This is a genomic window from Streptomyces sp. B8-7, assembly GCF_058833805.1.
Genome location: NZ_JBYRRL010000004.1, coordinates 836,802 through 860,083 on the forward strand (window position 1 = coordinate 836,802; position 23,282 = coordinate 860,083).

At 75.5% G+C, this 23,282-nt stretch carries 12 protein-coding genes, 2 tRNA genes and 2 pseudogenes; 13 read left to right on the plus strand and 3 right to left on the minus strand.

All coding sequences use genetic code 11. The features are described 5' to 3' along the window. Nucleotides 1–173: 173 nt before the first annotated feature. The 5 genes from AC5K6T_RS23685 to AC5K6T_RS23705 all read left to right on the plus strand — a co-directional run bounded on the left by AC5K6T_RS23685 (nucleotide 174) and on the right by AC5K6T_RS23705 (nucleotide 5,898). Nucleotides 174–1,145: a bifunctional MaoC family dehydratase N-terminal/OB-fold nucleic acid binding domain-containing protein gene (locus AC5K6T_RS23685; protein WP_493211972.1), complete on the plus strand. Its 972-nt coding sequence runs from the start codon at nucleotides 174–176 to the stop codon at nucleotides 1,143–1,145. A gap of 503 nt (nucleotides 1,146–1,648) precedes the next feature. Then, a complete protein-coding gene (locus tag AC5K6T_RS23690; protein ID WP_493212204.1) occupies nucleotides 1,649–2,026 on the plus strand; it encodes a MaoC/PaaZ C-terminal domain-containing protein in 378 nt (125 codons plus the stop codon). Next, entirely contained in the window at nucleotides 2,023–3,219 is a 1,197-nt protein-coding gene (locus AC5K6T_RS23695; protein ID WP_493211973.1) for a lipid-transfer protein, read from the plus strand. The genes AC5K6T_RS23690 and AC5K6T_RS23695 overlap by 4 nt, the downstream gene beginning before the upstream one ends. 293 nt (nucleotides 3,220–3,512) lie before the next feature. Then, nucleotides 3,513–4,079, plus strand: a complete 567-nt coding sequence (locus AC5K6T_RS23700) for a SigE family RNA polymerase sigma factor (protein ID WP_493211975.1) — start codon at nucleotides 3,513–3,515, stop codon at nucleotides 4,077–4,079. A 172-nt stretch (nucleotides 4,080–4,251) separates the two neighbouring features. Beyond that, complete coding sequence (locus AC5K6T_RS23705; protein ID WP_493212205.1) at nucleotides 4,252–5,898, plus strand: long-chain fatty acid--CoA ligase; 1,647 nt, start codon at nucleotides 4,252–4,254, stop codon at nucleotides 5,896–5,898. 676 nt (nucleotides 5,899–6,574) lie between these two features. Here the strand turns inward: AC5K6T_RS23705 and AC5K6T_RS23710 are convergent. Both AC5K6T_RS23710 and AC5K6T_RS23715 read right to left on the minus strand, forming a co-directional pair. After that, a tRNA-Arg gene (locus AC5K6T_RS23710) sits at nucleotides 6,575–6,647 on the minus strand. 398 nt (nucleotides 6,648–7,045) lie between these two features. Then, nucleotides 7,046–7,136, minus strand: a tRNA-Ser gene (locus AC5K6T_RS23715). Between the two features lie 547 nt (nucleotides 7,137–7,683). On the opposite strand from AC5K6T_RS23715, the gene AC5K6T_RS23720 reads away from it, so the two are divergent. The 8 genes and pseudogenes from AC5K6T_RS23720 to AC5K6T_RS23755 form a co-directional block, all read left to right on the plus strand. Beyond that, on the plus strand, nucleotides 7,684–8,097 hold the full coding sequence (locus AC5K6T_RS23720; RefSeq protein ID WP_493211976.1) for an SSI family serine proteinase inhibitor: 414 nt from the start codon (nucleotides 7,684–7,686) through the stop codon (nucleotides 8,095–8,097). Between the two features lie 245 nt (nucleotides 8,098–8,342). Further along, nucleotides 8,343–13,013 carry a PAS domain-containing protein gene (locus tag AC5K6T_RS23725; protein ID WP_493211978.1) on the plus strand — a complete coding sequence of 1,557 codons (4,671 nt, stop codon included), beginning with the start codon at nucleotides 8,343–8,345 and terminating at the stop codon, nucleotides 13,011–13,013. Nucleotides 13,014–13,119: 106 nt separating this feature from the next. After that, on the plus strand, nucleotides 13,120–13,419 hold the full coding sequence (locus AC5K6T_RS23730) for a fibronectin type III domain-containing protein (protein WP_493211980.1): 300 nt from the start codon (nucleotides 13,120–13,122) through the stop codon (nucleotides 13,417–13,419). Between the two features lie 128 nt (nucleotides 13,420–13,547). Next, nucleotides 13,548–14,426, plus strand: a complete 879-nt coding sequence (locus AC5K6T_RS23735) for a DUF2797 domain-containing protein (protein WP_493211982.1) — start codon at nucleotides 13,548–13,550, stop codon at nucleotides 14,424–14,426. A 234-nt stretch (nucleotides 14,427–14,660) separates the two neighbouring features. Continuing rightward, nucleotides 14,661–15,401, plus strand: a complete 741-nt coding sequence (locus AC5K6T_RS23740) for a response regulator transcription factor (RefSeq protein ID WP_493211983.1) — start codon at nucleotides 14,661–14,663, stop codon at nucleotides 15,399–15,401. After that, nucleotides 15,398–17,107, plus strand: coding sequence for a sensor histidine kinase (locus AC5K6T_RS23745; RefSeq protein WP_493211985.1), 1,710 nt, complete (start codon nucleotides 15,398–15,400; stop codon nucleotides 17,105–17,107). The genes AC5K6T_RS23740 and AC5K6T_RS23745 overlap by 4 nt, the downstream gene beginning before the upstream one ends. Nucleotides 17,108–17,121: 14 nt before the next feature. Continuing rightward, nucleotides 17,122–18,795 (plus strand): bifunctional glycosyltransferase family 2/GtrA family protein, encoded by a 1,674-nt coding sequence (locus tag AC5K6T_RS23750; protein WP_493211986.1) that lies wholly within the window; start codon nucleotides 17,122–17,124, stop codon nucleotides 18,793–18,795. Then, a pseudogene (locus tag AC5K6T_RS23755) lies at nucleotides 18,750–20,999 on the plus strand (mannosyltransferase YkcB-related protein); the annotation flags it as partial. The gene AC5K6T_RS23750 and the pseudogene AC5K6T_RS23755, both read left to right, overlap by 46 nt. A gap of 733 nt (nucleotides 21,000–21,732) precedes the next feature. Here AC5K6T_RS23755 and AC5K6T_RS23760 read toward each other — a convergent pair. Further along, nucleotides 21,733–23,260 (minus strand): annotated as a pseudogene (locus AC5K6T_RS23760) (MDR family MFS transporter); the annotation flags it as partial. Nucleotides 23,261–23,282: the final 22 nt, after the last annotated feature.

Genomic DNA, 23,282 nt, shown 5'->3' on the forward strand with positions numbered 1-23,282 from the left:
TGCCGGCGGACCGGCCGCCGGTACGGGAGCGCGCTGCGTGCGGCGCCCGTCGGCAGGCCGGCCGCCGTACGGGAGCACGGCAGCGGCGATGTCGGCCCGGGGCCTCGTGCGCGCGGACGCCTTGCCGCGCCGCGGCCTTGACGGCACATCAGATCTGACGGACAGTCAGAAAGATGTCCGGTCCGACCCGCTCCCTTCCCCGGCAGGAGGATTCCGTGGCCGACGACGACCTGGCCGCGCGGCTCGCGTCGTACGAGGGTCTGCCCGCCATGACCGTGACGGCCGGCAAGGACGCCGTGAACGCGGCCATGATCCGCCACTGGTGCGAGGCCCTCGACGACACCCACCCCGCCTACATCGGACCGGACGCCGTCGCCCCGCCCGCGATGCTCCAGGTGTGGACGATGGGCGGCCTCAGCGGCCACGACCGGCGCACCGACGCCTACCGGGACCTGCTCGCCCTGCTCGACGCGGCCGGCTGCACCGCCGTCGTCGCCACCGACTGCGCGCAGGAGTACCTGCGTCCGCTGCGCGTCGGGGACGCCGTCACCTTCGACACGGTCGTCGAGTCCGTCGCAGGGCCCAAGTCGACGCGCCTGGGGCGGGGCTGGTTCGTCACCACCCGGACCGACGTCCGCGTGGACGGACACCTCGCCGGCATCCACCGCCTGCGCGTCCTGAAGTACGCCCCGGCCCGCCGCCGCCCCGCCCCGCGCGAACGCCGGCCCCGCCCGGTCGCCAACCGCGACAACGCCGGGTACTGGCAGGGCGTCGACCGGCACGAACTGCTCGTCCAGCGGTGCGCGCGGTGCCGCAGGCTCCGCCTCCCCTGGCTGCCGGGCTGTCCGGACTGCGGCTCGCCCGACTGGGACACGGTCCGGGCGGGCGGCCGCGGCACCGTCTTCTCGTACGTCGTGATGCACCATCCGCCCTTCCCCGCCTTCACCGAGACCGGCCCCGACGGGAGGCCGGCGCCGTACACGGTCGGCCTGATCGAACTGGCCGAGGGTGTGCGGATCGTCGCGAACGTGGTCGGAGTGCCGTACGACAAGGTCCGCGTCGGCATGCCGGTACGGCTGGAGTTCCTGCGCTGCGACGAGGAGCTCACCGTGCCCGTGTTCCGGGCCGGGGAGGCGGCAGCGTGAGCGCGGGGCGGAGCGGGCGCGAGCACGACGGGCCGTCGGCGGACGGACCCCTCGGCCAGCAGGCCACGACCGGGCGCCGTGCCGACGGGGTCGCCGCCGGCCGCCGCGCCGAGGGGGACGCGGCGGGACCCCTCGGCCAGGAGGCCACAACCAGGCGGCGTGCGGACGGGGCTGCGGACGGCCGCCGTGCGGAGGGGGACGCGGACGAGCGCCGTGTGAACGGGGCTGTGGACGGGGACGCGGACGGCGGCCGCGCCGAGGGGGACGCGGCGGGACCCCTCGGCCAGCAGGCCACGACCGGGCGGCGTGCGGACGGGGCAGCGGATGGCCGCCGTGCGGAGGGGGACGCGGACGAGCGCCGTGCGGACGGGGCTGTGGACGGGGACGCGGACGGCCGCCGCGCCGAGGGGGACGCCGACGGACCCCTCGGCCAGGAGGCCACGACCGGGCGGCGTGCGGAGGGGGACGCGGACGGGCCCCGCGCCGGGCGCCGTCCGCGGGGGGTGCGGGCCGGGGACCGGCTGGCGCCGCTGGAGATCGAGGTGACCCGCACGCTCATCGTCGCCGGGGCGATCGCCTCACGCGACTACCAGGACGTCCATCACGACCCGGAGGCGGCCCGGCGCGGCGGCGCCCCGGACGTCTTCATGAACATCCTGACCACGAACGGCCTGGTCGGCCGCTACGTCACCGACCACCTCGGCCCCACCTCCGTGCTGCGCGCTCTCGCCCTGCGCCTCGGCGCCCCGAACCATCCCGGCGACACCCTGCTGCTGTCCGGCACGGTCGAGGAGAGCGACGGCGGCCGGGCCGTGATCCGCGTGACCGGCGACAACGCGCACGGCCGGCACGTCACGGCCACGGTGGAGGTGACCTGGTGAGCGGTCCGCCGCACGGGACGTCGACCGCCCTCGTCCCCTCCGCCGTCCCCGTCGGCCGGACCGCCGCGATCGCCGGGACGGGCGCCACGGACTTCTCCAAGGACTCCGGGCGCAGCGAGCTGCGGCTGGCCGCCGAGGCGGTGCGGGCCGCGCTCGCCGACGCGGGGCTCACGCCCGCCGACGTGGACGGCATGGTCACCTTCACCATGGACACCAGCCCCGAGATCACCGTGGCCCAGGCCTGCGGTATCGGCGAGCTGTCCTTCTTCTCCCGGGTCCACTACGGCGGTGGCGCGGCCTGCGCGACGGTGCAGCAGGCGGCGCTCGCGGTCGCGTCGGGCGCGGCGGAGGTGGTGGTCTGCTACCGCGCCTTCAACGAACGTTCGGGGCGCCGCTTCGGTTCCGGTGTCCGGCACCGCGAGCCGACCGCGGAGGGGGTGGCACTCGGCTGGGTGATGCCGTCCGGGCTGCTCACCCCGGCGTCCTGGGCGGCGATGGCGGCACGGCGCTACCTGCATGTGCACGGGCTCACCCCCGACGTGCTCGGCCACGTGGCCGTCACGGCCCGCCGTCACGCGGCCGTCAACCCGGCCGCGCACTTCCACGGCCGCCCCATCACCCTGGCCGACCACGCCGCGTCCCGCTGGATCGCCGAGCCGCTGCGGCTCCTCGACTGCTGCCAGGAGACGGACGGCGGCCAGGCCCTGGTGGTCACGTCCCTGGAGCGCGCCCGTGACCTGCCCCGCCCGCCGGCCGTGATCGCCGCCTCGGCGCAGGGGGCCGGCCGGGGGCAGGAGCAGATGACCGGCTTCCACCGGGGCGACCCCGCCGTGTCCGAGGAGGCGCGGGTCGTCGCCCGGCAGCTGTGGCGCGCCGCCGGGCACGGGCCGGACGCCGTGGACGTCGGCATCCTCTACGACCACTTCAGCCCGTACGTCCTCATGCAGCTGGAGGCGTACGGCTTCTGCGGGCCCGGCGAGGGCGCCGCGTACGTCGCCGAGGAGCGGTTGCCGCTGAACACGCACGGGGGCCAGCTCGGCGAGGCGTACCTGCACGGTATGAACGGCATCGCGGAAGGCGTCCGCCAGGTGCGCGGCACCGCGGTGAACCAGGTGGCCGGTGCCGAGCGGGTCCTGGTCACCGCGGGCACGGGGGTGCCGACGTCGGGGCTGGTGCTGGCGGCGGACACCTGAGGCGGGCCGCGTGCCCCGGCCGTACCGGCGGACACCTGTAGGGGGCCACATGCCCTGGCGGTACCGCCGCAGGGCTCCGGGGCGCGCCGCGCACCGGACGGGTGGGGCCCTCCCAGGGGCACGGGCCACCCCCACTCCACCCCTGCTTCACCCCGAGGCGACCCCGGATACCCTCTGGCGTCCGCTCCACCTACAGGAGGTCCGGCCCGCCCCGCCCCTACAACCTGAGGGGGACCACGCTTCGCGACCTGCGGGCGATCCGCGCGCCCGGCTCCGCTCCTAGCGTGGAGCCCATGACCACACTCGTCTGCACCAGCGCCGCGGACACCGCCCGACCGGCGAGGCGGGCGCTGCCGTACGCGGCCTACCCGTCCTTCTCCTCGTACGTCATGGCACGCCGCCCCGTGCTGCTGCGCACCGCCCGGTCGCTGACGGCGAACCCGTGCGACGCCGAGGACCTGCTGCAGACCGCGCTGGCGAAGACGTACGTCGCGTGGGAGCGGATCGAGGACCACCGCGCGCTGGACGGCTACGTCCGCCGGGCGCTGGTGAACACCCGCACCTCGCAGTGGCGCAAGCGCAGGGTGGACGAGTTCTCCTGCGACGAGCTGCCCGAGCCGGAGCCGCTGTCCGCCGAGGCCGACACCGCCGAGCGGCAGGCGCTGCACGACGCGATGTGGCGGGCGGTGACGAAGCTGCCGGACCGCCAGCGGGCGATGGTCGTGCTGCGGTACTACGAGGATCTCAGCGAGGCCCAGACCGCCCAGGTGCTGGGGGTCTCGGTGGGCACGGTGAAGTCGGCGGTCTCGCGGGCGCTGGGCAAACTGCGCGAGGATCCGGAGCTGGGCTTCGTACGCTGACATGGCCTGACGGCGTGCCGAGGTGCCGGGTGTCACCGGCTCCGCGTGCCCGATGTCACCTGATCGATCATCTCTCCCTAGTGACATACCGCGCGGTATGTGAGCAGAATCAGCGCAACCCGTACCGCCGCGTAGGCAATGTCGCCCCCGGGAGGACGCCGTGCTGAGCACGATGCAGGACGTACCGCTGCTGATCTCCAGGATCCTGGCCCATGGATCCACGGTCCACGGCACCTCACAGGTGACCACCTGGACCGGTGAGGCGGAACCGCACCGCCGCAGCTTCGCGGAGATCGGCGCCCGCGCGGCGCAGCTGGCGCACGCCCTCCGCGAGGATCTGGGGGTCGAGGGCGACGAGCGGGTCGCGACCCTGATGTGGAACAACGCCGAGCACGTCGAGGCGTACTTCGCCATCCCCTGCATGGGCGCCGTGCTGCACACCCTCAACCTGCGGCTGCCCGCCGAGCAGCTGGCCTGGATCGTCAACCACGCCGCCGACCGGGTCGTGCTGGTCGACGGCTCCCTGCTGCCGCTGCTGGCGCCGCTGCTGCCGCACCTGAAGCCGGTCGAGCACGTGGTGGTCTCGGGTCCGGGCGACCGCTCCCTGCTGGAGGGGGCACAGGTGCGGGTGCACGAGTACGAGGACCTGATCGCCGGCAAGCCGGTCTCCTACGACTGGCCGGAGCTGGACGAGCGCCAGGCCGCCGCCATGTGCTACACCTCCGGCACGACCGGCGACCCCAAGGGCGTGGTGTACAGCCACCGCTCGATCTACCTGCACTCCATGCAGGTCAACATGACCCAGTCGATGGGCCTGACCGACCAGGACACCTCCCTGGTGGTGGTCCCGCAGTTCCACGTCAACGCCTGGGGGCTGCCGCACGCCACGTTCATGACCGGCGTCAACCTGCTCATGCCGGACCGCTTCCTGCAGCCGGCCCCGCTGGCGGAGATGATCGAGACGGAGAAGCCGACCCACGCCGCGGCCGTCCCCACCATCTGGCAGGGCCTGCTCGCGGAACTGACCGCCCGGCCGCGCGAGGTCGGCCACCTCGGCCAGGTCACCATCGGCGGCTCGGCCTGCCCGCCCGCCCTGATGGAGGCCTTCGACAGGCTCGGCATGCGGGTCTGCCACGCCTGGGGCATGACGGAGACCTCCCCGCTGGGCACCGTGGCCCGGCCGCCCGCCCACGCGGTCGGCACCGAGGACGAGTTCGGCTACCGCCTCACCCAGGGCCGCTTCCCGGCGAGCGTCGAGGCCCGCCTCACCGGCCCCGGCGGCGAACGGCTGCCCTGGGACGGCGAGGCCGCGGGCGAACTGGAGGTCCGCGGCCCGTGGATCGCCGGCGCCTACTACAACGGCCCCGACGCCGAACCCCTGCGTCCCGCCGACAAGTTCAGCGAGGACGGCTGGCTGAAGACCGGCGACGTCGGCACCATCTCCCCCGACGGCTTCCTCACTCTCACCGACCGCGCCAAGGACGTCATCAAGTCCGGCGGCGAGTGGATCTCCTCCGTCGAGCTGGAGAACGCCCTCATGGCCCACCCCGAGGTCGCCGAGGCCGCGGTCGTCGCGGTCCCCGACGACCGGTGGGGCGAGCGCCCCCTGGCCACGGTCGTCCTCAAGGAGGGCGCCACCGCCGACTTCGAGTCCCTGCGCACCTTCCTCGCCGACCAGCGCGGCGTCGCCAAGTGGCAGCTCCCCGAGCGCTGGACGCTCATCGAGGCCGTCCCCAAGACCTCCGTCGGCAAGTTCGACAAGAAGGTCATCCGCCGCCGGTACGCCGACGGCTCCCTGGACGTCACGAACCTCACCTGACCCGCATCCGCTACCCGCCCGGTCCGCTCCGGGGCCGCCGCGCGCCCGCACACCGAGGTGCGCAGCGGCCGCGGCACGGCGTCGCCGCCACGGGCCTGCGGCACAGGCCGCACGCCCCTCCCGGGGGCCCGTCCGCCTCCGCCGACGAGGACTCCGGACTGCCGGCCGCCGGACTCCCCTCTGACGGAGAGAGTCCGACGGCCGGATGCTGCACCGCGATGCGCTGCGTAGGGCCCCCATCCGTCGTGCGGGGATACGAACGGCGATCCCTCCGGGCCAGGGGGCTCCGGGCACTGGACCGCGCCAAGACCGCGGTTCCGTCTCGCCCTTGCCGGAGCCTTCGCGGCCGCCTGCCGGCCTGCCGGACGACGGCCGGTTCATGGACCGCCGACCGCCCTCGCGCACGGCCTGCGGCGCCGACTGACGCCCGCCGATCCGCGCACGGCCGGTGCCCTTCTGCGCGTCGGACAGCGAGGCATCGCGGAAGGACGAGGCCGGAAAGGCGCCGAGGGGTGACGGCAACACAGGTGACGATGACGGCGGCGCAGCGGCCGTCCGCACCGCAGGCTGACGCCCTCGCCCTCGCCCTGCTTGCACAGCCGTTGCCGTCAAAGACAGCCGTCAAGCCAAAAGCCAGGGGCCCTGTGGATCACTCCACAGGGCCCCTGGCATGCTGTGCACTCGGCAGGATTCGAACCTGCAACCTTCTGATCCGTAGTCAGATGCTCTATCCGTTAAGCTACGAGTGCTTGTTCTGTTTTCTGTCTCCGCTCCCGGTCCTTTCGGCCCGCTCGCGGCGACAGGAAGAACATTACATGACTGCCGCCGACATGTGAAATCCATTAGGTGTACCCGGCCTGAGCTGCGGAAACGTCCAATCCGGGGGGTGTGTCGCGGGCCGCCGGGCGACGGTGGGTGAGGCGGTGGGCGGGCGGTCGTGACCCGGGCCGCGGGCGGTCGTGGGCAGACGGTCCGGGGGGAGGCAGGCTGCCCGTCGCGGGTCGGGGTGCCGAGGCTTCCGGGACTGCTGCTGCGGCCGGCCCCGCTGCCGGGGTGGCCCTGCGGCCGAGGTGCCCGGTGACGGCGGACGGGAGGCCGGAAGCGGCTCAGGGAGTCCAGCCGCGGGCTGAACTCCCTGAGGAGAGTGCGGAGGCGGAGGGATTTGAACCCTCGATGGGGGGTAAGCCCCAAACCGCATTAGCAGTGCGGCGCCATAGACCGGACTAGGCGACGCCTCCAGCACAACCGTCCGCGCGAGCGCGAATGGTGCGTGCAGATGATGACACAGGCGAGCGTCGTGCCACCAATCGGCACCCACGGTACTAGGCGGGCGGGGCGCAGGGCAAAGGGCTTCCCGGTCGGCGCGGCCGGCTCGGGCCCGGTCAGGGGCGCGCCGGGCGGGCGCAACGTCCGGGGCCGCGGCGCGTTGGGCAGGGCATGTCGCACCTCTCCCCGTCCTCGTCCCCGTGTCGCGGGGACTCCGCGCCCGATCCGCGCCGCGTGAAGGGGGCCGTCGCCGCCCGCGTGGCCCCCGGGGCTCTCCGTCCGTCCGCGCGGGCCGTGCGGCGGGTCGCCGCCGCCGCGGGGGCGGCGCTCGCCGGGGTCGCCTCGCTCGCCGCCGGAACGCCCGCGGCCTCCGCGGTCGCCCCCACCGCACCCGCGGTCTCCGTGGTCTCCATGGTCTCCGCAACCCCCGTGGTCGTCCCTGCCGCGCCTGCCGCTTCCGCGCCTGCCGCTTCCGCGCCTGCCGCTTCCGCGCCTGCCGCTTCCGTGTCTGCCGCTTCCGTGTCTGCCGCCTCCGCGCCCGCCCCCGCCGGCGCCTTCGTCGTGCCGGCTCCGAAGCCGCCGCCGGTCGCGCTCCGGGAGGGGGCCGGCGACCACCTCACCGTCACCGTGCGCGAGGCCGGCGGCGGTGCGGACGGGACGTACGAGGTGCACTGCCGGCCCGACGGCGGCCGTCACCCCGACCCCGGGGCCGCCTGCCGGGCGGTGGACCGCACCACACGGTGGGGGAGGGACCCCTTCGCGCCCGTGCCCGGCGACAGCATCTGCACCATGCGGTACGGCGGACCCGCCACCGCCCACGTCACGGGGGTCTGGGCGGGCCGGCCGGTCGATGCGCGGTTCGACCGCAGCAACGGCTGCGAGATCGAGCGGTGGGACCGCTTCGTCCCGCTTCTGCCGGCCGCCCGCTTCTGACCCGTCCGCTCCCGGCCCGCCCGCACGGGCGGCACCCCGACCCGGTGCACGCCTCCCCGTGGAGGTCCCGTGCGGGGCCGGTGACGGCGCCGTACCCGCGGTTCGCCGGGGAGTGCGACGTCTCTCGCATCGGGCGTCGCGAGCGCAACCGCAGCCCTTAGACTCCCTCGCGTGACACACCGCGGGCCGGTTGGCAAGATGGCCCGAGCGGTCGGCAAGGTGCGGTGACAGGGAGGAAGCGTCTCGTGAGCAGCAGGCCATCCCGGGGCGCTGCTCGCCTCGCAGCCATACTCGACGCCCTGCCCGACGCGTTGGTCCTGGTCAACGCGAACGGGACCGTCGTCAACGCGAACACCATCGCGCTGGAGGCGTTCGAGGCGCCGGGTACGGCGCTCGTCGGGCGCGGGCTGCTCGATCTCCTCCCGGAGTTCGACTCCAAGCTGATCCCCGGCTCCATGCGCCGCCCCGACCACGTCGACCCGCGCGCCCGCACCCGGCCCACCCGCATGGTGGCGCGCCGCACCGACGGCTCCGAGTTCCCGGTCGAGGTCACCAGCGCGAACCTGGAGAACGGCCAGCAGGCCTACGACGGCTACGGCTACGCCGCCGACGAGCTGCTGATGCTCGTCGTCCGCGACCTGACCGGCACCATCGACACCGAGGCCGAGCTGGCGCGCTCGCAGCGGCAGACCGAGATGATCCTGCGCGCCGCCTCCGAGGGGGTCGTCGGCACCGACACCGACGGGCGGATCGTGCTGGTCAACCCGGCGGCCGCGCAGATCCTCGGCTTCCGGGCCAGCGACCTCGGCGGCAAGGAGCTGCACACCCTCGTCCTGCACTCGCGCGGGGACGGCTCCCCGTTCCCGTACGACGAGTCCCCGCTGGCCGACACCCTGCGCTCCGGGCGCAAGCACCGCGTGCGCGGCCAGGTGCTGTGGTCCAAGTCGGAGGAGAAGGTCTCGGTCGATCTGACGACCGCGCCCGTGCGCGACGGCGACCAGCTCGTCGGCGCGGTGATGACCTTCACCGACCGCCGCCCCTACGACCTCCTCGCCGAGGAGAAGGCCGCCGCCGACCAGGCCCACGCCGCCGAACTGGAGCGGCTGTCCGAGGAGCACGCCTCCGACCTGACCGCGCTGCGCCAGCAGCACGTCACCGAGCTGGAGGAACTGCGCGAGGCACACCGGGAGGAACTGGCGGCCGGCGAGGACCGCTACGCCGCTCTCGCCGAGCGCGAGAAGGACCGCCACGAGGCGCTCGCCGCCCGGCACGAACAGCTGCTGACCCTGCTCGGGCAGTCGCTGCGCGGCCCGCTGGACCAGCTCCGCCACGAGCTCGCCGCGCTCGCCGCCGACGACGCCGGGCAGCTGTGGCCCGAGGCCAACCAGGTCCTCCACCACCTGTCGGCGGGCTACTCCCGCATCACCACCCTCATCGACAACGTCCTCGGCTACCAGCGCCTCGACGCCGCCGGCGGCGGGATCTCCCGTACGAAGGTGATGCTCGACTCGGTCGTGGCCTCCGGCGTCGACGGCGCGGTCGAGCTGATCGGTCCGGGCCGGGTGCAGTTCGCGGTGCACGCGCCGCCCATCGAGGCCGAGGCCGACCCGGCCCTGCTGGCCACCGCGCTGGCGCACCTGATCGCCGACGTGGCCGGGGTCGACGCCACCGGCAACACGCCGGTCTCCGCGGGCGGCTACCTGGACAACACGGTCGTCGTGGCCGCCGCCCAGCGCGGCGACGTCGTCCGTATCGAGGTGCGCGGACCGTACCCCGGGGGAGACCCGGTGCACGAGCCGGTGGTCCGCGGGATCGTGCGCGCCCACGGGGGCGTCCTGCAGACCCACGAGGTGCCCGGCATGAGCGGCAGCGCCTACGTCCTGGAGGTGCCGATCGGCAGCGGTGCGGGTGCCGTCGCCGCCCCGGCGCCGCAGGCGGAGCAGCCGCCCGCCCGGGCCGCGGCCCCGCAGGGCCCGGGCGGACGGCGCCGGGCCCGGCGCGCCTCCGTGGACGCGTTCCTGGACAGCGGGACCCCGGGCGAGGGTGAGCCGGCCGGACCCGAGGCGGGCCCCGGCGCCGAGGCCGAGGCGGGCGCTCCCACCGGCCGGCGGCGCCGCCGCGCGGCCGCCGAGGGCGCACCACCGCAGCCGAACCAGCAGCCCCTGCCCCATCAGGCGGCGCAGCCGAGCCCGCAGGCGTCCCCGACTCCGCAGGCGTCCCCGAATCCGCAGGCTCCGGCCGAGGCGGCGGAGGTCTCCGGCGGTACGGGCCGCCGCCGCGGCCGTCCCGCGGAGCCCGCCGCGAACACCGCCCCCGCGAACGCCGCCCCCGCGAACGCCGCCCCCGCGGCGAACGCCCCCGCGGCGAACGCCCCCGCGGCGAACGGCCTCGTCGCGAACGCCGCCCCCGTCGACGGCGCCGTCATGACCGCCGCCGAGCACGCCGCGGGCACCGCGGCCATCGGCAACGGTCTCGGCGGCACCGTGCCCCCGCAGGGCGTACCCGCCGGGAGCGCGCAGCCCGCCGGGCACCGGTCCCGCCACTCCGCCGAGCAGCACGCGCTGCCGCCCGCCCTGCCGGCGGCCCCCTCCCCGGGGCCGTCCGAGGCGGCCGCCCTGGAACTCGCCGGGTCCCCGCAGCCCACCGGCCGCCGCCGGCGTGCCCTCGCCGCCGCGCAGGAACGCGCCGTCGCGCAGGAGGCGGCCCCCCGTACGGTGTTCGCGCTGCCGCCCGTCGGCGCGGACCGGCCCGCCGGCGCCACGGACGCGCAGAGCGGCCAGGCCCCCGCGGCCCCCGCGGCTCAGGCCCCCGCGCTCCCGGCCCCCGCGGCTCAGGCTCCCGCCGTCGCGGGGCACGCGCCGACGGCACCCGTCCCGGGGCAGGTCCCCGGGCCGGTTCCGGTGCCCGCGCGGGGGCTGCCGGGCGCGGCCGCGCCGGACGACGACCACCCGGGCCGCCACGACGCCGTCCCGCACGACCAGGCCGACGACCACACCCCGCCCCAGCCGCACCCCACGACCGCGCCCACGGGGCGCCGCCGCCGGGCCGCGGCCCCTTCGGCCGCCGAGGGCACGCCCGCCCGGCCCGGCAGCCCCGCGGGGCAGGCCGCCGTATCTGCCCAGGGCGGCTCCGGCGGGGCCGTCGCCGGACCGGTGCCGCCCCCGCAGAGCACCCCGGCCGCGGGCCCCACCGGACACGACGCCCAGAGCGTCCCGGGCCACGTCCCGGCACCTCAGCCGGGTCACCCCACCCCCGGCCAGGGCACCCCTCTGCCTCCGGCGGCCCAGCCGCTCCCCGCACCGGGCACTCCCGCCCCCGGGACCCCGGTCGCCCCGGCCGCCCCGCCCACCGGGGCCCCCGCGGCCCAGCCGGCCCCCGCCCAGCCGCTCCCGGCCGCCGCGCCTCTCCCCGCCGAGGCCCCTGCCGCGCAGGCCACCCCCGCGGCGGGCACCCCGGCCCCCGGGCCGCGGCCAGCCGCCGGCACCCCGGCCCCGGGCACCCCCCTGCCGGGGACGGCCGCCACCGGAACCCCGTCGGGAACCCCCGCCGACGTCGCCGCCGGCACTCCCACACCGCCCCCCTGGCCCACCGGGGGCGCTCAGCCCCTCCCCGCGGAGTCCTCCGCGGCAGCGGCGGCCTTCGACCCCGACTCCACCCAGGGCCGTGCCATCAGCGTGCGCACGCTGGGCCAGGGCGTGCCGTTCACCCGGCAGGCGGAACAGGTGCAGCAACCCCCGCAGGCCCACCAGCCGGCCGCACACCAGCCCCCGGCCGCACACCAGCCCCCGGCCGCACACCAGCCCCCGCCCGCGCCCGCCCCGTCCGCCCGGACCGCCCCCCAGCCCGGCCCGACGGCGACCCCCGCCCCGCACCACCCGGGCGGCTCGGGGCGGCGCCGCAAGCTGGGCACCCCACCGGACCCGGGGGCCCGCCCGGAACAGTCGGCCCGCCCGCACCCGCCGGCCGACCAGCCGACGGCAGGGCAGCCCGCCGCGCAGCCCGTTCCCCCCACCCAGCCTGTCCAGGCGGCCGCCCCGCCCCGCCCCGCCGGGCAGCCGTCCGAGGGCGCGGGACGGTCGTACGCCATAGGCGCACCGGACGAGAACGCCGCCGAGGGACCGGAGCCGCTGGACGGTCCGGGCGGCGCGGTGGAGGTCGCGGACACCCCGCGCCCGCAGCCGCTGGACGACGAACTCCCGCCGGAACCGCTGGACAACCCGCGACGGCTGCTGGTGTGGCCCGCGCCGGACGTGACGACGCAGCAGGCGCTGAGCGACCGGGGCTACCGGCCGGTCGTCGTGCACTCGCGGGAGGAGGTCGACGCGCAGATCGCGGCGTTCCCGGCCGCGCTGTTCGTCGATCCGCTGACCGGCCCGATCACCCGCACCGCGCTGCAGTCGCTGCGACAGGCGGCGGTGGCCGCCGAGGTGCCGGTGATGGTGACCGCCGGGCTGGGGCAGGCGACGCGCGAGGCGGCGTACGGCGCCGATCCCGCCGTGCTGCTGAAGGCGCTGGCGCCCCGGGACAGCGAGCAGCATCCCTCGCGGGTGCTGCTGATCGAGGAGCACGCCGAGATCGCGCTGGCGCTGACGGCCACGCTGGAGCGGCGCGGCATGCAGGTGGCGCGGGCCGCGAGCGACGCCGACGCGGTCGCCCTGGCGGGCCAGTTCCATCCGAACCTCGTGGTGATGGACCTGATGCAGGTGCACCGCCGCCAGGCCGGCATCGTCGACTGGCTGCGGGCGAACGGACGCCTCAACCGCACCCCGCTGGTGGTGTACACCGCCGCCGTCGACCCCGCCGACCTGCCGCGGCTGGCCTCCGGCGAGACGGTCCTCTTCCTCGCCGAACGTTCCACCAGCGGCGAGGTGCAGGCCCGTATCGTCGACCTGCTGGCCCGCATCGGCACGAACTGACCCCCGCCGCGGCCCGCGCCGCCGCGGGGGCAACCTTCCCCTTCTCTCACGGGTCTTGCTGCCGTACGTGCCGCCCGCACGTCGGTGAACCGTGTGAAGGGTCCCCGTGAGCCAGAAGCTCGGCACCTGCACGGGCGGCGTCCGGGCGACGGCCACCGACCACTCCCCGGCCCGCCTCCGCGACTTCACCGGTCTCGGGATCGAGCGCCGCGAGGCGGGCACCGGCACCTGGTCGGTCGTCCTGCACCAGTCCTTCGACCCCCGCCCCACCGTCGCCACCGCCTCCGTCTGCGACGCGCTTCCCGCCGACGGACGCACCCGCGAGTGCCGGGCCGCCACCTACGACGCGGCCGGCAACCTGTCGCCGTACCGCGACATCCGCGCCCTGACCGCGCCGGCCGGCTGACGAGGGGGCGTACGGACCCGGCCCGCGTACGGACCCGGCCCGAGCCGGCCGCGCAGGGCCACGGCGTGTGCAGGGGCGCACCGCCGCCGCCGGGGCGTTGTCGGCGGCGGCCTCTACGCTCGTGGGCGATGGGACGGACCTGGAGGTGCACGGGGCTGCGGTGGGCGGCCGACGGCCCCGTGCTGGCGTGGGACGGCGGGCGCCGCAGCCCCCTGAGCCGGGGCGGGCGCATCGCCTTCGCGGTCGGCCGGGACGGCGGGCGCGAGTGTGCCGGGGCCCGGGGGCACGCGTGCCCCGTGCGGGCCGGCGTGGCCGCGCGCGGCACGGGCGCGCGGTGCGAGGAGTGCGCGCGGCTGGACCGGGCGCACTCCGTGGCCGCGGACACCCTCGCGGACGACCCCCGGCCGTACCGGGTGTACCTGGCGTGGTTCGGCCCCGGCATGGTGAAGGCCGGGATCACCGCACGGGAGCGCGGTGCGGCCCGCCTGCTGGAGCAGGGTGCGGTCTGCTTCAGCTGGCTCGGCACGGGCCCGCTCATGGCGGCCCGCCGGACCGAGGAACTGCTGCGGGCCGCACTGCGCGTGCCGGACCGGGTACCGTACGCCGACAAGCGGGCCGTCCGGGCCGCCCTCCCGGCGACCGAGGCCGAGCGGGCCGTCGAGGTCGGGCAACTGCACGCCCGCGCGCAGGCCCTGCCGGGCTGGCCGGAGTCCCTCGCGCGCGAACCGTTCCGCCCCGTGGACCATGTGCGGGTGTTCGGCCTCGCCCGGGCGGCCGCCCCGGCCGGCGAGATCACCGAGCTGGTCCCCGGCGGCGCGCTGGACGGCACGCTGCTCGCCGCCGCCGGACCCGACCTGCACCTGTCCACCGGGCGCGGTGTGGTGGTCCTCGACACCCGCCTGATGACGGGGTGGGAGCTGCGCCCGGCCGCCGGAGGAGCGGTACTCACCTTCCCGGTACGGGAGTTCGGGACACATCCGGCGCACCGGCAGGACGGGCTGTTCTGAGCGGCGGCCCGCACACGGCGCGGACACGGCGCCCGCACCCTGCGGAGGGCCCAAGCCCCCCGCCCAAGCCCCCCGCCCAAGCCCCCGAGCCGCCCCGCGCGAGGCCCCCCTCCGAGGCCCCTCCGAGGCCCCCTCCGAGGCCCCCGAGGTGCCTGAGAGCCCGCTGTGAGCTTCTAAGGAGAATCACAGGTTCCGAAAAGAATCCTCTCAGCGGCCGCCGACATCGTGGTCAGCATGACCACGACCTCGCCCCAGGGGCGCACCGAACTGCTGAGGCCGGACGGGAGCCCCGTCCGCGTGCTGGTGGTGGACGACGAGCAGTCGATCACCGAGCTGCTGTCCATGGCCCTGCGCTACGAGGGATGGCAGATCAGGAGCGCGGCGGACGGCCAGGGCGCCGTCCGTACGGCGCGCGAGTTCCGGCCCGACGCCGTCGTGCTGGACATGATGCTGCCCGACATGGACGGGCTCAGCGTGCTCGGCCGGCTGCGCCGGGAGCAGCCGGACGTCCCGGTGCTGTTCCTCACCGCCAAGGACGCGGTGGAGGACCGTATCGCCGGACTCACCGCGGGCGGGGACGACTACGTCACCAAACCGTTCTCGCTGGAGGAGGTGGTGGCCCGGCTGCGCGGGCTGATCCGCCGTTCCGGTGCCGCCGACCGGCGCTCGGACTCCGTGCTCGTCGTCGGCGACCTCACCCTGGACGAGGACAGCCACGAGGTGACCCGGGCCGGCACCGGTATCCACCTCACGGCCACCGAGTTCGAGCTGCTGCGCTTCCTCATGCGCAACCCGCGGCGCGTGCTCAGCAAGGCCCAGATCCTCGACCGGGTCTGGTCCTACGACTTCGGCGGCCAGGCCAACGTCGTCGAGCTGTACATCTCCTACCTGCGGCGCAAGATCGACGCCGGGCGCGAGCCGATGATCCACACCCGGCGCGGCGCCGGCTACCTGATCAAGCCCGCCGCCTCATGACCGTCGGGCTGCCCGGCCCGGCCGGACGGCGCTCCGGTCCGGCCGGAGGACGGCGGCTGCCCCGTCCGGCGGGGCGCGGGACCAGACGGCCGCGCACTCTGCGCACCCGGCTCGTCGTCGCCTCACTGCTGCTGATCGCCGTGATCAGCGCGGTGATCGGCACGGTCACCACGCTCGCCCTGCGGTCCCACCTCTACGAGCAGCTCGACGGGCAGCTCGACGAGTTCGCCGCGCGGGCCACCGGCTTCGGCAAGCCGCCCGCCGACCGCGGCCCCAAGGGCGCCCTGCAGCAGCAGAGCGACCTGGCCGAGTTCGTCACCCGCGGCCCCCAGCCCAGCGGCTCGGTCATCGCCCTGGTCCGCGGGGAGAGCGGCATCACCGACGCCAGGGTCAGCGAGCTGTCGCCCGACAGCACCGACCTCAGCGGCATGACCTCCAGCGTCCTCGACGGCACCCAGCGGGCCGCGCTCGACTCCGTTCCGCGCGACGGCCGGACGCACACGGTCGAGCTGCCCGGACTCGGCGAGTACCGGGCCGAGTTCCGGGTGAGCGCCGACGGCACGCGCGGCTACTACCTCGCCGTGCCCACGGAGGAGGTCAGCAGCACCCTCGGCACCCTGGTGATCATCGAGGCCAGCGTCACGGCGGCCGCGCTGGTCGCCGCGGGCATCGCCGGAACCGTCATGGTCGGCGTGGCCACCCGCCCGCTGCGCAGGGTCGCCGCAACCGCCACCCGCGTCTCCGAACTGCCCCTGCACACCGGCGAGGTGAACCTCGACGAACGGGTGCCGGCGCGGGAGTGCGACCCGCACACCGAGGTCGGCCAGGTCGGCGTGGCCCTCAACCGCATGCTCGACCACGTCCACGGCGCGCTGCACGCCCGGCAGGAGAGCGAGACCCGGGTCAGACAGTTCGTCGCCGACGCCAGCCACGAACTGCGCACCCCGCTCGCCTCCATCCGCGGGTACGCCGAACTCACCCGGCGCGGCCGGGAAGAGGTCGGCCCCGACACCCGGCACGCACTCGGCCGCATCGAGTCCGAGGCGAGCCGGATGACGCTGCTGGTCGAGGACCTGCTGCTGCTCGCCCGCCTCGACGCGGGCCGGCCGCTGCAGTTCGAGGAGACCGACCTCGTGCCGCTGGTCGTGGACACCGTCAGCGACGCGCGCGCCGCCGGTCCCGGCCACCGCTGGCGGCTGGAGCTGCCCGACGAGCCGGCCGTGGTGACCGCCGACGCCGCCCGGCTCCAGCAGGTCCTGGTCAACCTGCTGGCCAACGCCCGCACCCACACCCCGCCCGGCACCACCGTCACGACGGCCGTGCGGCGCTCCGGACCATGGCTGTGCGTGGACGTGCGGGACGACGGGCCGGGCATCCCGCCCGCGCTGCTGCCGCACGTGTTCGAGCGGTTCGCGCGCGGCGACTCCTCCCGCTCCCGCGCCTCCGGCTCGACCGGTCTCGGCCTCGCCATCGTGGACGCCGTGGCGACCGCGCACGGCGGCTCCGTGACCGTGGACAGCGCGCCCGGCCGGACCGTCTTCACCGTGCATCTGCCCGCGGCCGCACATCCGTTGCCGCCCGCGTTCGCGCCGGTCACCGCCGCCGGGGCGGGCACTCTGCCCGCGCCCGCCCCGGCCGGGAACGGACCCGGGCCTCACTCACAGGCCGGCCACAGCCTCACCACATGGGTGGAACAGGGCGCCTGACGAGAGTCGGATCCATGCGAACCGACTCTTCTCCCGGCACCCTGCCGGCGCGGGAGCACCTCCCGGCCGTCACCGCCGGTACGCCAGTCCTGGACGTAGTGATCCCCGTCTACAACGAGGAGAAGGACCTCCAGCCGTGCGTGGCGCGGCTGCACGAGCACCTGGCCCGCACCTTCCCCTACCCCTTCCGCATCACCGTCGCGGACAACGCCTCGACGGACGGCACCCCGCACGTCGCGGCCGGGCTGGCGGCCCGCCTGCCCCAGGTGCGCTCGGTGCGGCTGGAGCAGAAGGGCCGCGGCCGGGCGCTGCGGCAGGTGTGGTCCGAGTCCGAGGCCCCGGTGCTGGCCTACATGGACGTGGACCTGTCCACCGACCTGAACGCGCTGCTGCCGCTGGTGGCGCCGCTGATCTCCGGCCACTCCGACCTCGCCATCGGCTCCCGGCTCAGCCGCAGCGCGCGCGTGGTGCGGGGGGCGAAGCGGGAGTTCATCAGCCGCTCGTACAACCTCATCCTGCGCGGCTCGCTGCAGGCCCGCTTCTCCGACGCCCAGTGCGGGTTCAAGGCGATCCGCCGGGACGTCGCCCGGGTGCTGCTGCCGCTGGTGGAGGACAGCGGCTGGTTCTTCGACACCGAGATGCTGGTGCTCGCCGAACGCGCCGGGCTGCGCATCCACGAGGTTCCCGTGGACTGGGTCGACGACCCCGACTCCACGGTCCACATCGTCCGTACGGCGACCGAGGACCTCAGGGGCGTCTGGCGGGTCGGCCGGGCCCTGGCGACCGGTTCGCTGCCGCTGGACCGGCTCGTCCGGCCGTTCGGCGACGACCCCCGCGACCGCGAACTGCCCGACGTGCCCAGGGGGCTGGCCCGCCAGCTGGTCGGCTTCTGCGTCGTGGGCGGTCTGTCCACGCTCTTCTACCTGCTGCTCTACACCGGATTCCGTGCCTTCACCGGCTCCCAGACCGCCAACGCGTTCGCCCTGCTGGTGTCCGCGATCGCCAACACGGCCGCCAACCGGCGGCTGACCTTCGGGGTCCGCGGCCGTGGCGGCGCCGTCCGGCACCAGGCCCAGGGCCTCGTCGTGTTCGGTATCGGTCTCGCCCTGACCAGCGGCTCCCTCGCCGCGCTGAACACGGCGAGCACGGACCCCGCGCACTCCACCGAACTCGCCGTCCTCGTCGCCGCCAACCTCGCCGCGACCGTGCTGCGCTTCCTGCTCTTCCGGGCCTGGGTGTTCCCCGACCGCGGTTACGACACCCCGCCACCGCACCCGAGCGCGCGGCCGCGGCAGGAGGCCTGGCCCGCACCCGCACCCGCCTGGGCACCGGCACCCGGCCCGGCACCGGCGTACCCCTCGGCACCGGCCCACCACAGCCCCGGCCCGGCGCCCGGACACGGGGCGGCCCCGTTCCGCGAGGCGGCGCAGGCGTACGAGACGCAGCCGCCGGACACCCCGTACAGCTCCCGCGACCGGTACGGCTCCCAGGACCGGCACGGCTCCCACGACTCCGCCCCGTACCGCTCCCACGACCCGCAGAACCCCCACGACCCGCAGCGCCACGATCCCTACCGCACCGACGACTTCATCAGCCCGTACGACGGCCGGAGCCCGCACGGCTCCCGCAACCCCTGCGGCACCCACCGCCGCCACGACACCGACCACCACCAGGGGGAATCCCGATGACTGTCCAGCTGGACCACGTGCCGACGGCCGCCCGGCCCGGCGCCGCGTCCGCCGAGCCGCCCTTCCCGCGGCGGCTGTGGCGCGGCCGGCCCGAGGACCCGCACTGGGTCCGCCCCGCCCTCCTCGGCGCGCTCCTGCTCATCGGGGCGCTCTACACCTGGAACCTGACGGCCTCCGGCTACGCCAACTCCTTCTACTCCGCCGCCGTACAGGCGGGCAGCCAGTCGTGGAAGGCGTTCTTCTTCGGCTCGCTGGACGCCGCCAACGCCATCACCGTGGACAAGCCCCCGGCCTCGCTCTGGCCGATGTCGCTGTCGGTGCGGGTGTTCGGCCTGAACTCCTTCGCGATCCTGTTCCCGCAGGTCCTGATGGCCGTGGCGACCGCGGGTGTGCTCTACGCCGCCGTACGCCGCCGGTTCAGCGCGACGGCGGGTCTGCTCACCGTCGCGGTGTTCGCGCTGACCCCGGTCGCCGCGCTGATGTTCCGCTTCAACAACCCGGACGCGGCCCTCGCCCTGCTGATGGCGACCGCCGTGTACTGCACGCTGCGGGCGCTGGAGAAGGCGCAGACCAGGTGGCTGCTCTGGGCGGGTGCGGCGATCGGCCTGGCCTTCCTGGTGAAGACGCTCCAGGCGTTCCTGATCCTGCCGGTGCTGGCCGCCGTGTACACCGTGCTGGCGCCGGCGTCCCTGAAGAAGCGCGTCGGCCAGGTGCTGCTGGCCGGGCTCGCGGTGGTCGTCGCGGGCGGCTGGTGGGTGGCGGTCGTCGAGCTGTGGCCGGCGTCCTCGCGGCCGTACATCGGCGGCTCGCAGAACAACAGCTTCCTGGACCTGACCTTCGGCTACAACGGTCTCGGCCGGATCAACGGCAACGAGACCGGCAGCGTCGGCGGCGGGGGCGGCGGCGGAGCCGGCGGGCGCTGGGGCGAGACCGGCTGGGACCGCATGTTCGGCAGCGGCATCGGCGGCCAGATCTCCTGGCTGATCCCGGCCGCGCTGATCCTGCTGGTCGCCGCGGTGTGGCTGCTGCGCAGGGCACCGCGCACGGACACCGCCCGGGCCGCGTTCCTGCTCTGGGGCGGCTCGCTCCTGATCACCATGGTGGTCTTCAGCTACATGCAGGGCATCTTCCACGAGTACTACACGGTCGCCCTCGCCCCGTACATCGCGCCGCTGATCGGCATGGGCGCGGCGGTGCTGTGGGAGGAGCGCGGCCGGGCGTGGGCCTCGCTGACGCTGGCCGGCGCGATGACCGCGACCGCGGCATGGGGGTACGTGCTGCTCAACCGGTCCACCGACTACCTCCCCTGGCTGAAGTGGCTGGTCCTGGTCGGCGGGCTGACGGCCGCGCTGGGCCTGCTCTTCGTCACCCGGCTCGGCCGGCCGCTCACCCGGGGCGTGCTGGGCCTGGGTCTCGTCGCGGCCCTCGCGGGGCCGGCGGCGTACACGCTGACCACGCTCGACGAAGGCCACTCCGGCTCCCTCGTCACGGCCGGCCCGGCGGTTGCGGGCAGCCGGGGCGGTCCCGGTGGCGGCGGCATGCGCGGCGGACCCGGTGGCGCCCCGCCCGGAGCGGGCGGCCAGAACCAGCAGGGCGGCCAGGGCGGCCAGGGCGGCGTGCAGGGCGGGCCCCCGGCCGGCGGCTTCGGCGGAGGCCTCCCCGGCCAGAACGGCCAGAACGGCCAGAGTCGGCAGAACGGCCAGGGCCAGCAGAACGGTCAGGGCCAGCAGAACGGCCAGGGCCAGAACGGCCAGGGCCGGAACCAGCCCGGCATGCCCGGCGGCGGTGCCGGCGGGAACGGGCCGGGCGGCGGCCGCGGCGGTATGGGCGGCCTCCTCAACGGTGCCCAGGTGGACGACGAGGCCAAGGAACTGGTGGAGACCGACGCCGACCGCTACACATGGGTCGCGGCGGCCGTCGGCTCCCAGAACGCGGCGAGCTACCAGCTCGCCACCGGTGAGCCCGTGATGGCGATCGGCGGTTTCAACGGCACGGACCCGTCCCCGACGCTGGCCGAGTTCCAGCAGTACGTGGCCGACGGGAGGATCCACTACTTCATCGTCGGCGGCGGCGCGGGCGGCGGTCCCGGCGGCGGGGCGGGCACGTCCACCGAGATCAGCGACTGGGTGCAGGCCAACTTCAAGGAGGTCACCGCTGGTTCGGCCACCTTCTACGACCTGACGCAGGAGGCCGACGGCAGCTGACCCGCCCCGGAGGGCACGACGTACCCCGCGGAGGAAGCCCTCCGCGGGGTACCGCTCTGTGTGCCGCCCCGGGGCGTGTCCCGAACGGGGCGTCGCCCGTCCGGAGGGCGGGGCCCGCGGCGTCCGATGCGGTGCCTCGCACGGCGGGGAGCCGTCGCACACGGGCCCTCCGCGCACGGGGCGTTCGCGGACGGTCCCGGCAAGGCGGCGCGGCTCCGTGCCCGGCGCCGGGGGCCGGACGGGACCGCAGGCGCACTTCCTGTCGCGGGTCGCGGCGGCCGGCATGACGCCGGACGAGTTCCACGCCGGGGCCGTCGCGGAGTCGCAGGACGTCCTCGACCACGACCTCGGCTTCGCCCTCGACCTGGTGGTCGCGGGCGTCGGGGCGATGGCGGAACGCGGCCGGCACCCCCGCCCCCGAGGGACGCGGGCCGGCCGCGGTCCGCCGCGCCGGAGCGCTGTCAGTCCGCGGCCCGGGCACCGCCGTGCCCGGTGCCACCGTCCGGGCCGACGGCGTCCCCGGCCGCCGTCGCGGCCCGGGCCGGAGCAGCCGTACCCGCCGTCGCAGCACCCGTACCACCCGTACTGCCAACCGTCGCACTCGTCGCACTCGTCGCACTCGTCGCACTCGTCGCACTCGTCGCACTCGTCGCGCTCGTCGCACTCGTCGGGGCCGTCGTGTGCCCCGGAGCGGCCGCCCCCGCAGCTCCGGTCCCGTCGGCCGGGGCGCTGCCCGCAGCCTCGGCCGCCTGTGCCAGGGCGCCGCTCGTGCGCAGCGGCACCTCCTTGATGAACAGGGTGACGACGAAGGCGAGGAAGGCGATCGGGGCGATGTACAGGAACACGTCGGCGATGCCGTGGCCGTACGCGCTCTCCAGCCAGGCGCGGACGGGCGCGGGCAGCAGGTCCATGTCCGGGATCCGGCCGGAGCCGGCGACCTTGGCGGCGGCCGCCTGCTGCTCGGGGGTGAGCTGCCCGACGGTGTCCGCGGCGTAGTGCGAGATCCGGGTGGTCATCACCGAGCCGAGCGCGGAGACGCCGACCGCGCCGCCGAGGGAGCGGAAGAAGGTGACGACCGAGCTGGCGGCGCCGAGTTCGTGCGGGGCGACCTGGTTCTGGGTGGACAGGACGAGGTTCTGCAGCATCATGCCGACGCCGAGCCCGAGCACCGCCATGAACGCGGCGACCTTCCAGTAGGCGGTGTCGTAGCGCATGCTGCCCAGCAGGCCGAGGCCCGCCGTGAGCAGCACGCCGCCGCAGACCAGCCACGCCTTCCAGCGGCCGGTCCGGGTGATGACCTGGCCGGAGACGGTGGACGACACGAAGAGGCCGGCGATCATCGGGATGGTCATGACGCCGGACATGGTGGGGGACTTGTCGCGGGCCAGCTGGAAGTACTGGCTGAAGAAGACCGTGCCCGCGAACATCGCGATGCCGACGAACAGGGACGCGACCGAGGCCAGCGTGATGGTGCGGTTGCGGAACAGGTGCAGCGGGATGATCGGTTCGGCGGCCCGGGTCTCGACGAGCAGGAACACCAGGGCGAGGGCGAGCGCGCCGCCGACCATCGTGTACGTCTGCCAGGACAGCCAGGCGTACTTGTCGTCCGCGAAGGTGACCCAGATCAGCAGCAGACTGACGGCGGCGGTGATGAAGAGGGCGCCGGCCCAGTCGACCTTGACCCTGCGCCGGCTCTCCGGCAGGTGCAGTGTCTTCTGCAGCACGACCAGGGCGATCAGCGCGAACGGCACCCCGACGTAGAGGCACCAGCGCCAGCCGAGCCAGTCGGTGTCGGTGATCACGCCGCCGACCAGCGGGCCGCCGACCGTCGCCACCGCGAACGTCGCACCGAGGTAGCCGGAGTAGCGGCCGCGTTCCCGCGGGGAGATCATCGCCGCCATGATGATCTGCGCCAGGGCGGTCAGACCGCCGGCGCCGATGCCCTGGATCACGCGGGCGCCGATGAGCAGGCCGGCGGTCGGCGCGAGGCCGGCGACGACCGAGCCCGCGATGTAGACGACGAGGGCTATCTGCACCAGCGCCTTCTTGCTCACCAGGTCGGCGAGCTTGCCCCACAGCGGGGTGGACGCGGTCATCGACAGCAGGGCCGCCGTGACGACCCAGGTGTAGGCGCTCTGACCGCTGCCGAGGTCCTTGATGATCTCGGGGAGGGCGTTGGAGACGATGGTGGAGGACAGGATGGCGGCGAACATGCCGAGCAGCAGCCCGGAGAGCGCCTCCATGATCTGCCGGTGGGACATCGCGGCGCCGTCGGAGGAGCCT

What these genes read in the sequence shown, in the direction of transcription:
- AC5K6T_RS23685 (WP_493211972.1), top strand. Translation starts at nt 174, where the DNA reads ATGTCCGGTCCGACCCGCTCCCTTCCCCGGCAGGAGGATTCCGTGGCC.
- AC5K6T_RS23700 (WP_493211975.1), top strand. Translation starts at nt 3,513, where the DNA reads ATGACCACACTCGTCTGCACCAGCGCCGCGGACACCGCCCGACCGGCG.
- AC5K6T_RS23705 (WP_493212205.1), top strand. Translation starts at nt 4,252, where the DNA reads ATGCAGGACGTACCGCTGCTGATCTCCAGGATCCTGGCCCATGGATCC.
- AC5K6T_RS23735 (WP_493211982.1), top strand. Translation starts at nt 13,548, where the DNA reads ATGGGACGGACCTGGAGGTGCACGGGGCTGCGGTGGGCGGCCGACGGC.
- AC5K6T_RS23740 (WP_493211983.1), top strand. Translation starts at nt 14,661, where the DNA reads ATGACCACGACCTCGCCCCAGGGGCGCACCGAACTGCTGAGGCCGGAC.
- AC5K6T_RS23745 (WP_493211985.1), top strand. Translation starts at nt 15,398, where the DNA reads ATGACCGTCGGGCTGCCCGGCCCGGCCGGACGGCGCTCCGGTCCGGCC.
- AC5K6T_RS23750 (WP_493211986.1), top strand. Translation starts at nt 17,122, where the DNA reads ATGCGAACCGACTCTTCTCCCGGCACCCTGCCGGCGCGGGAGCACCTC.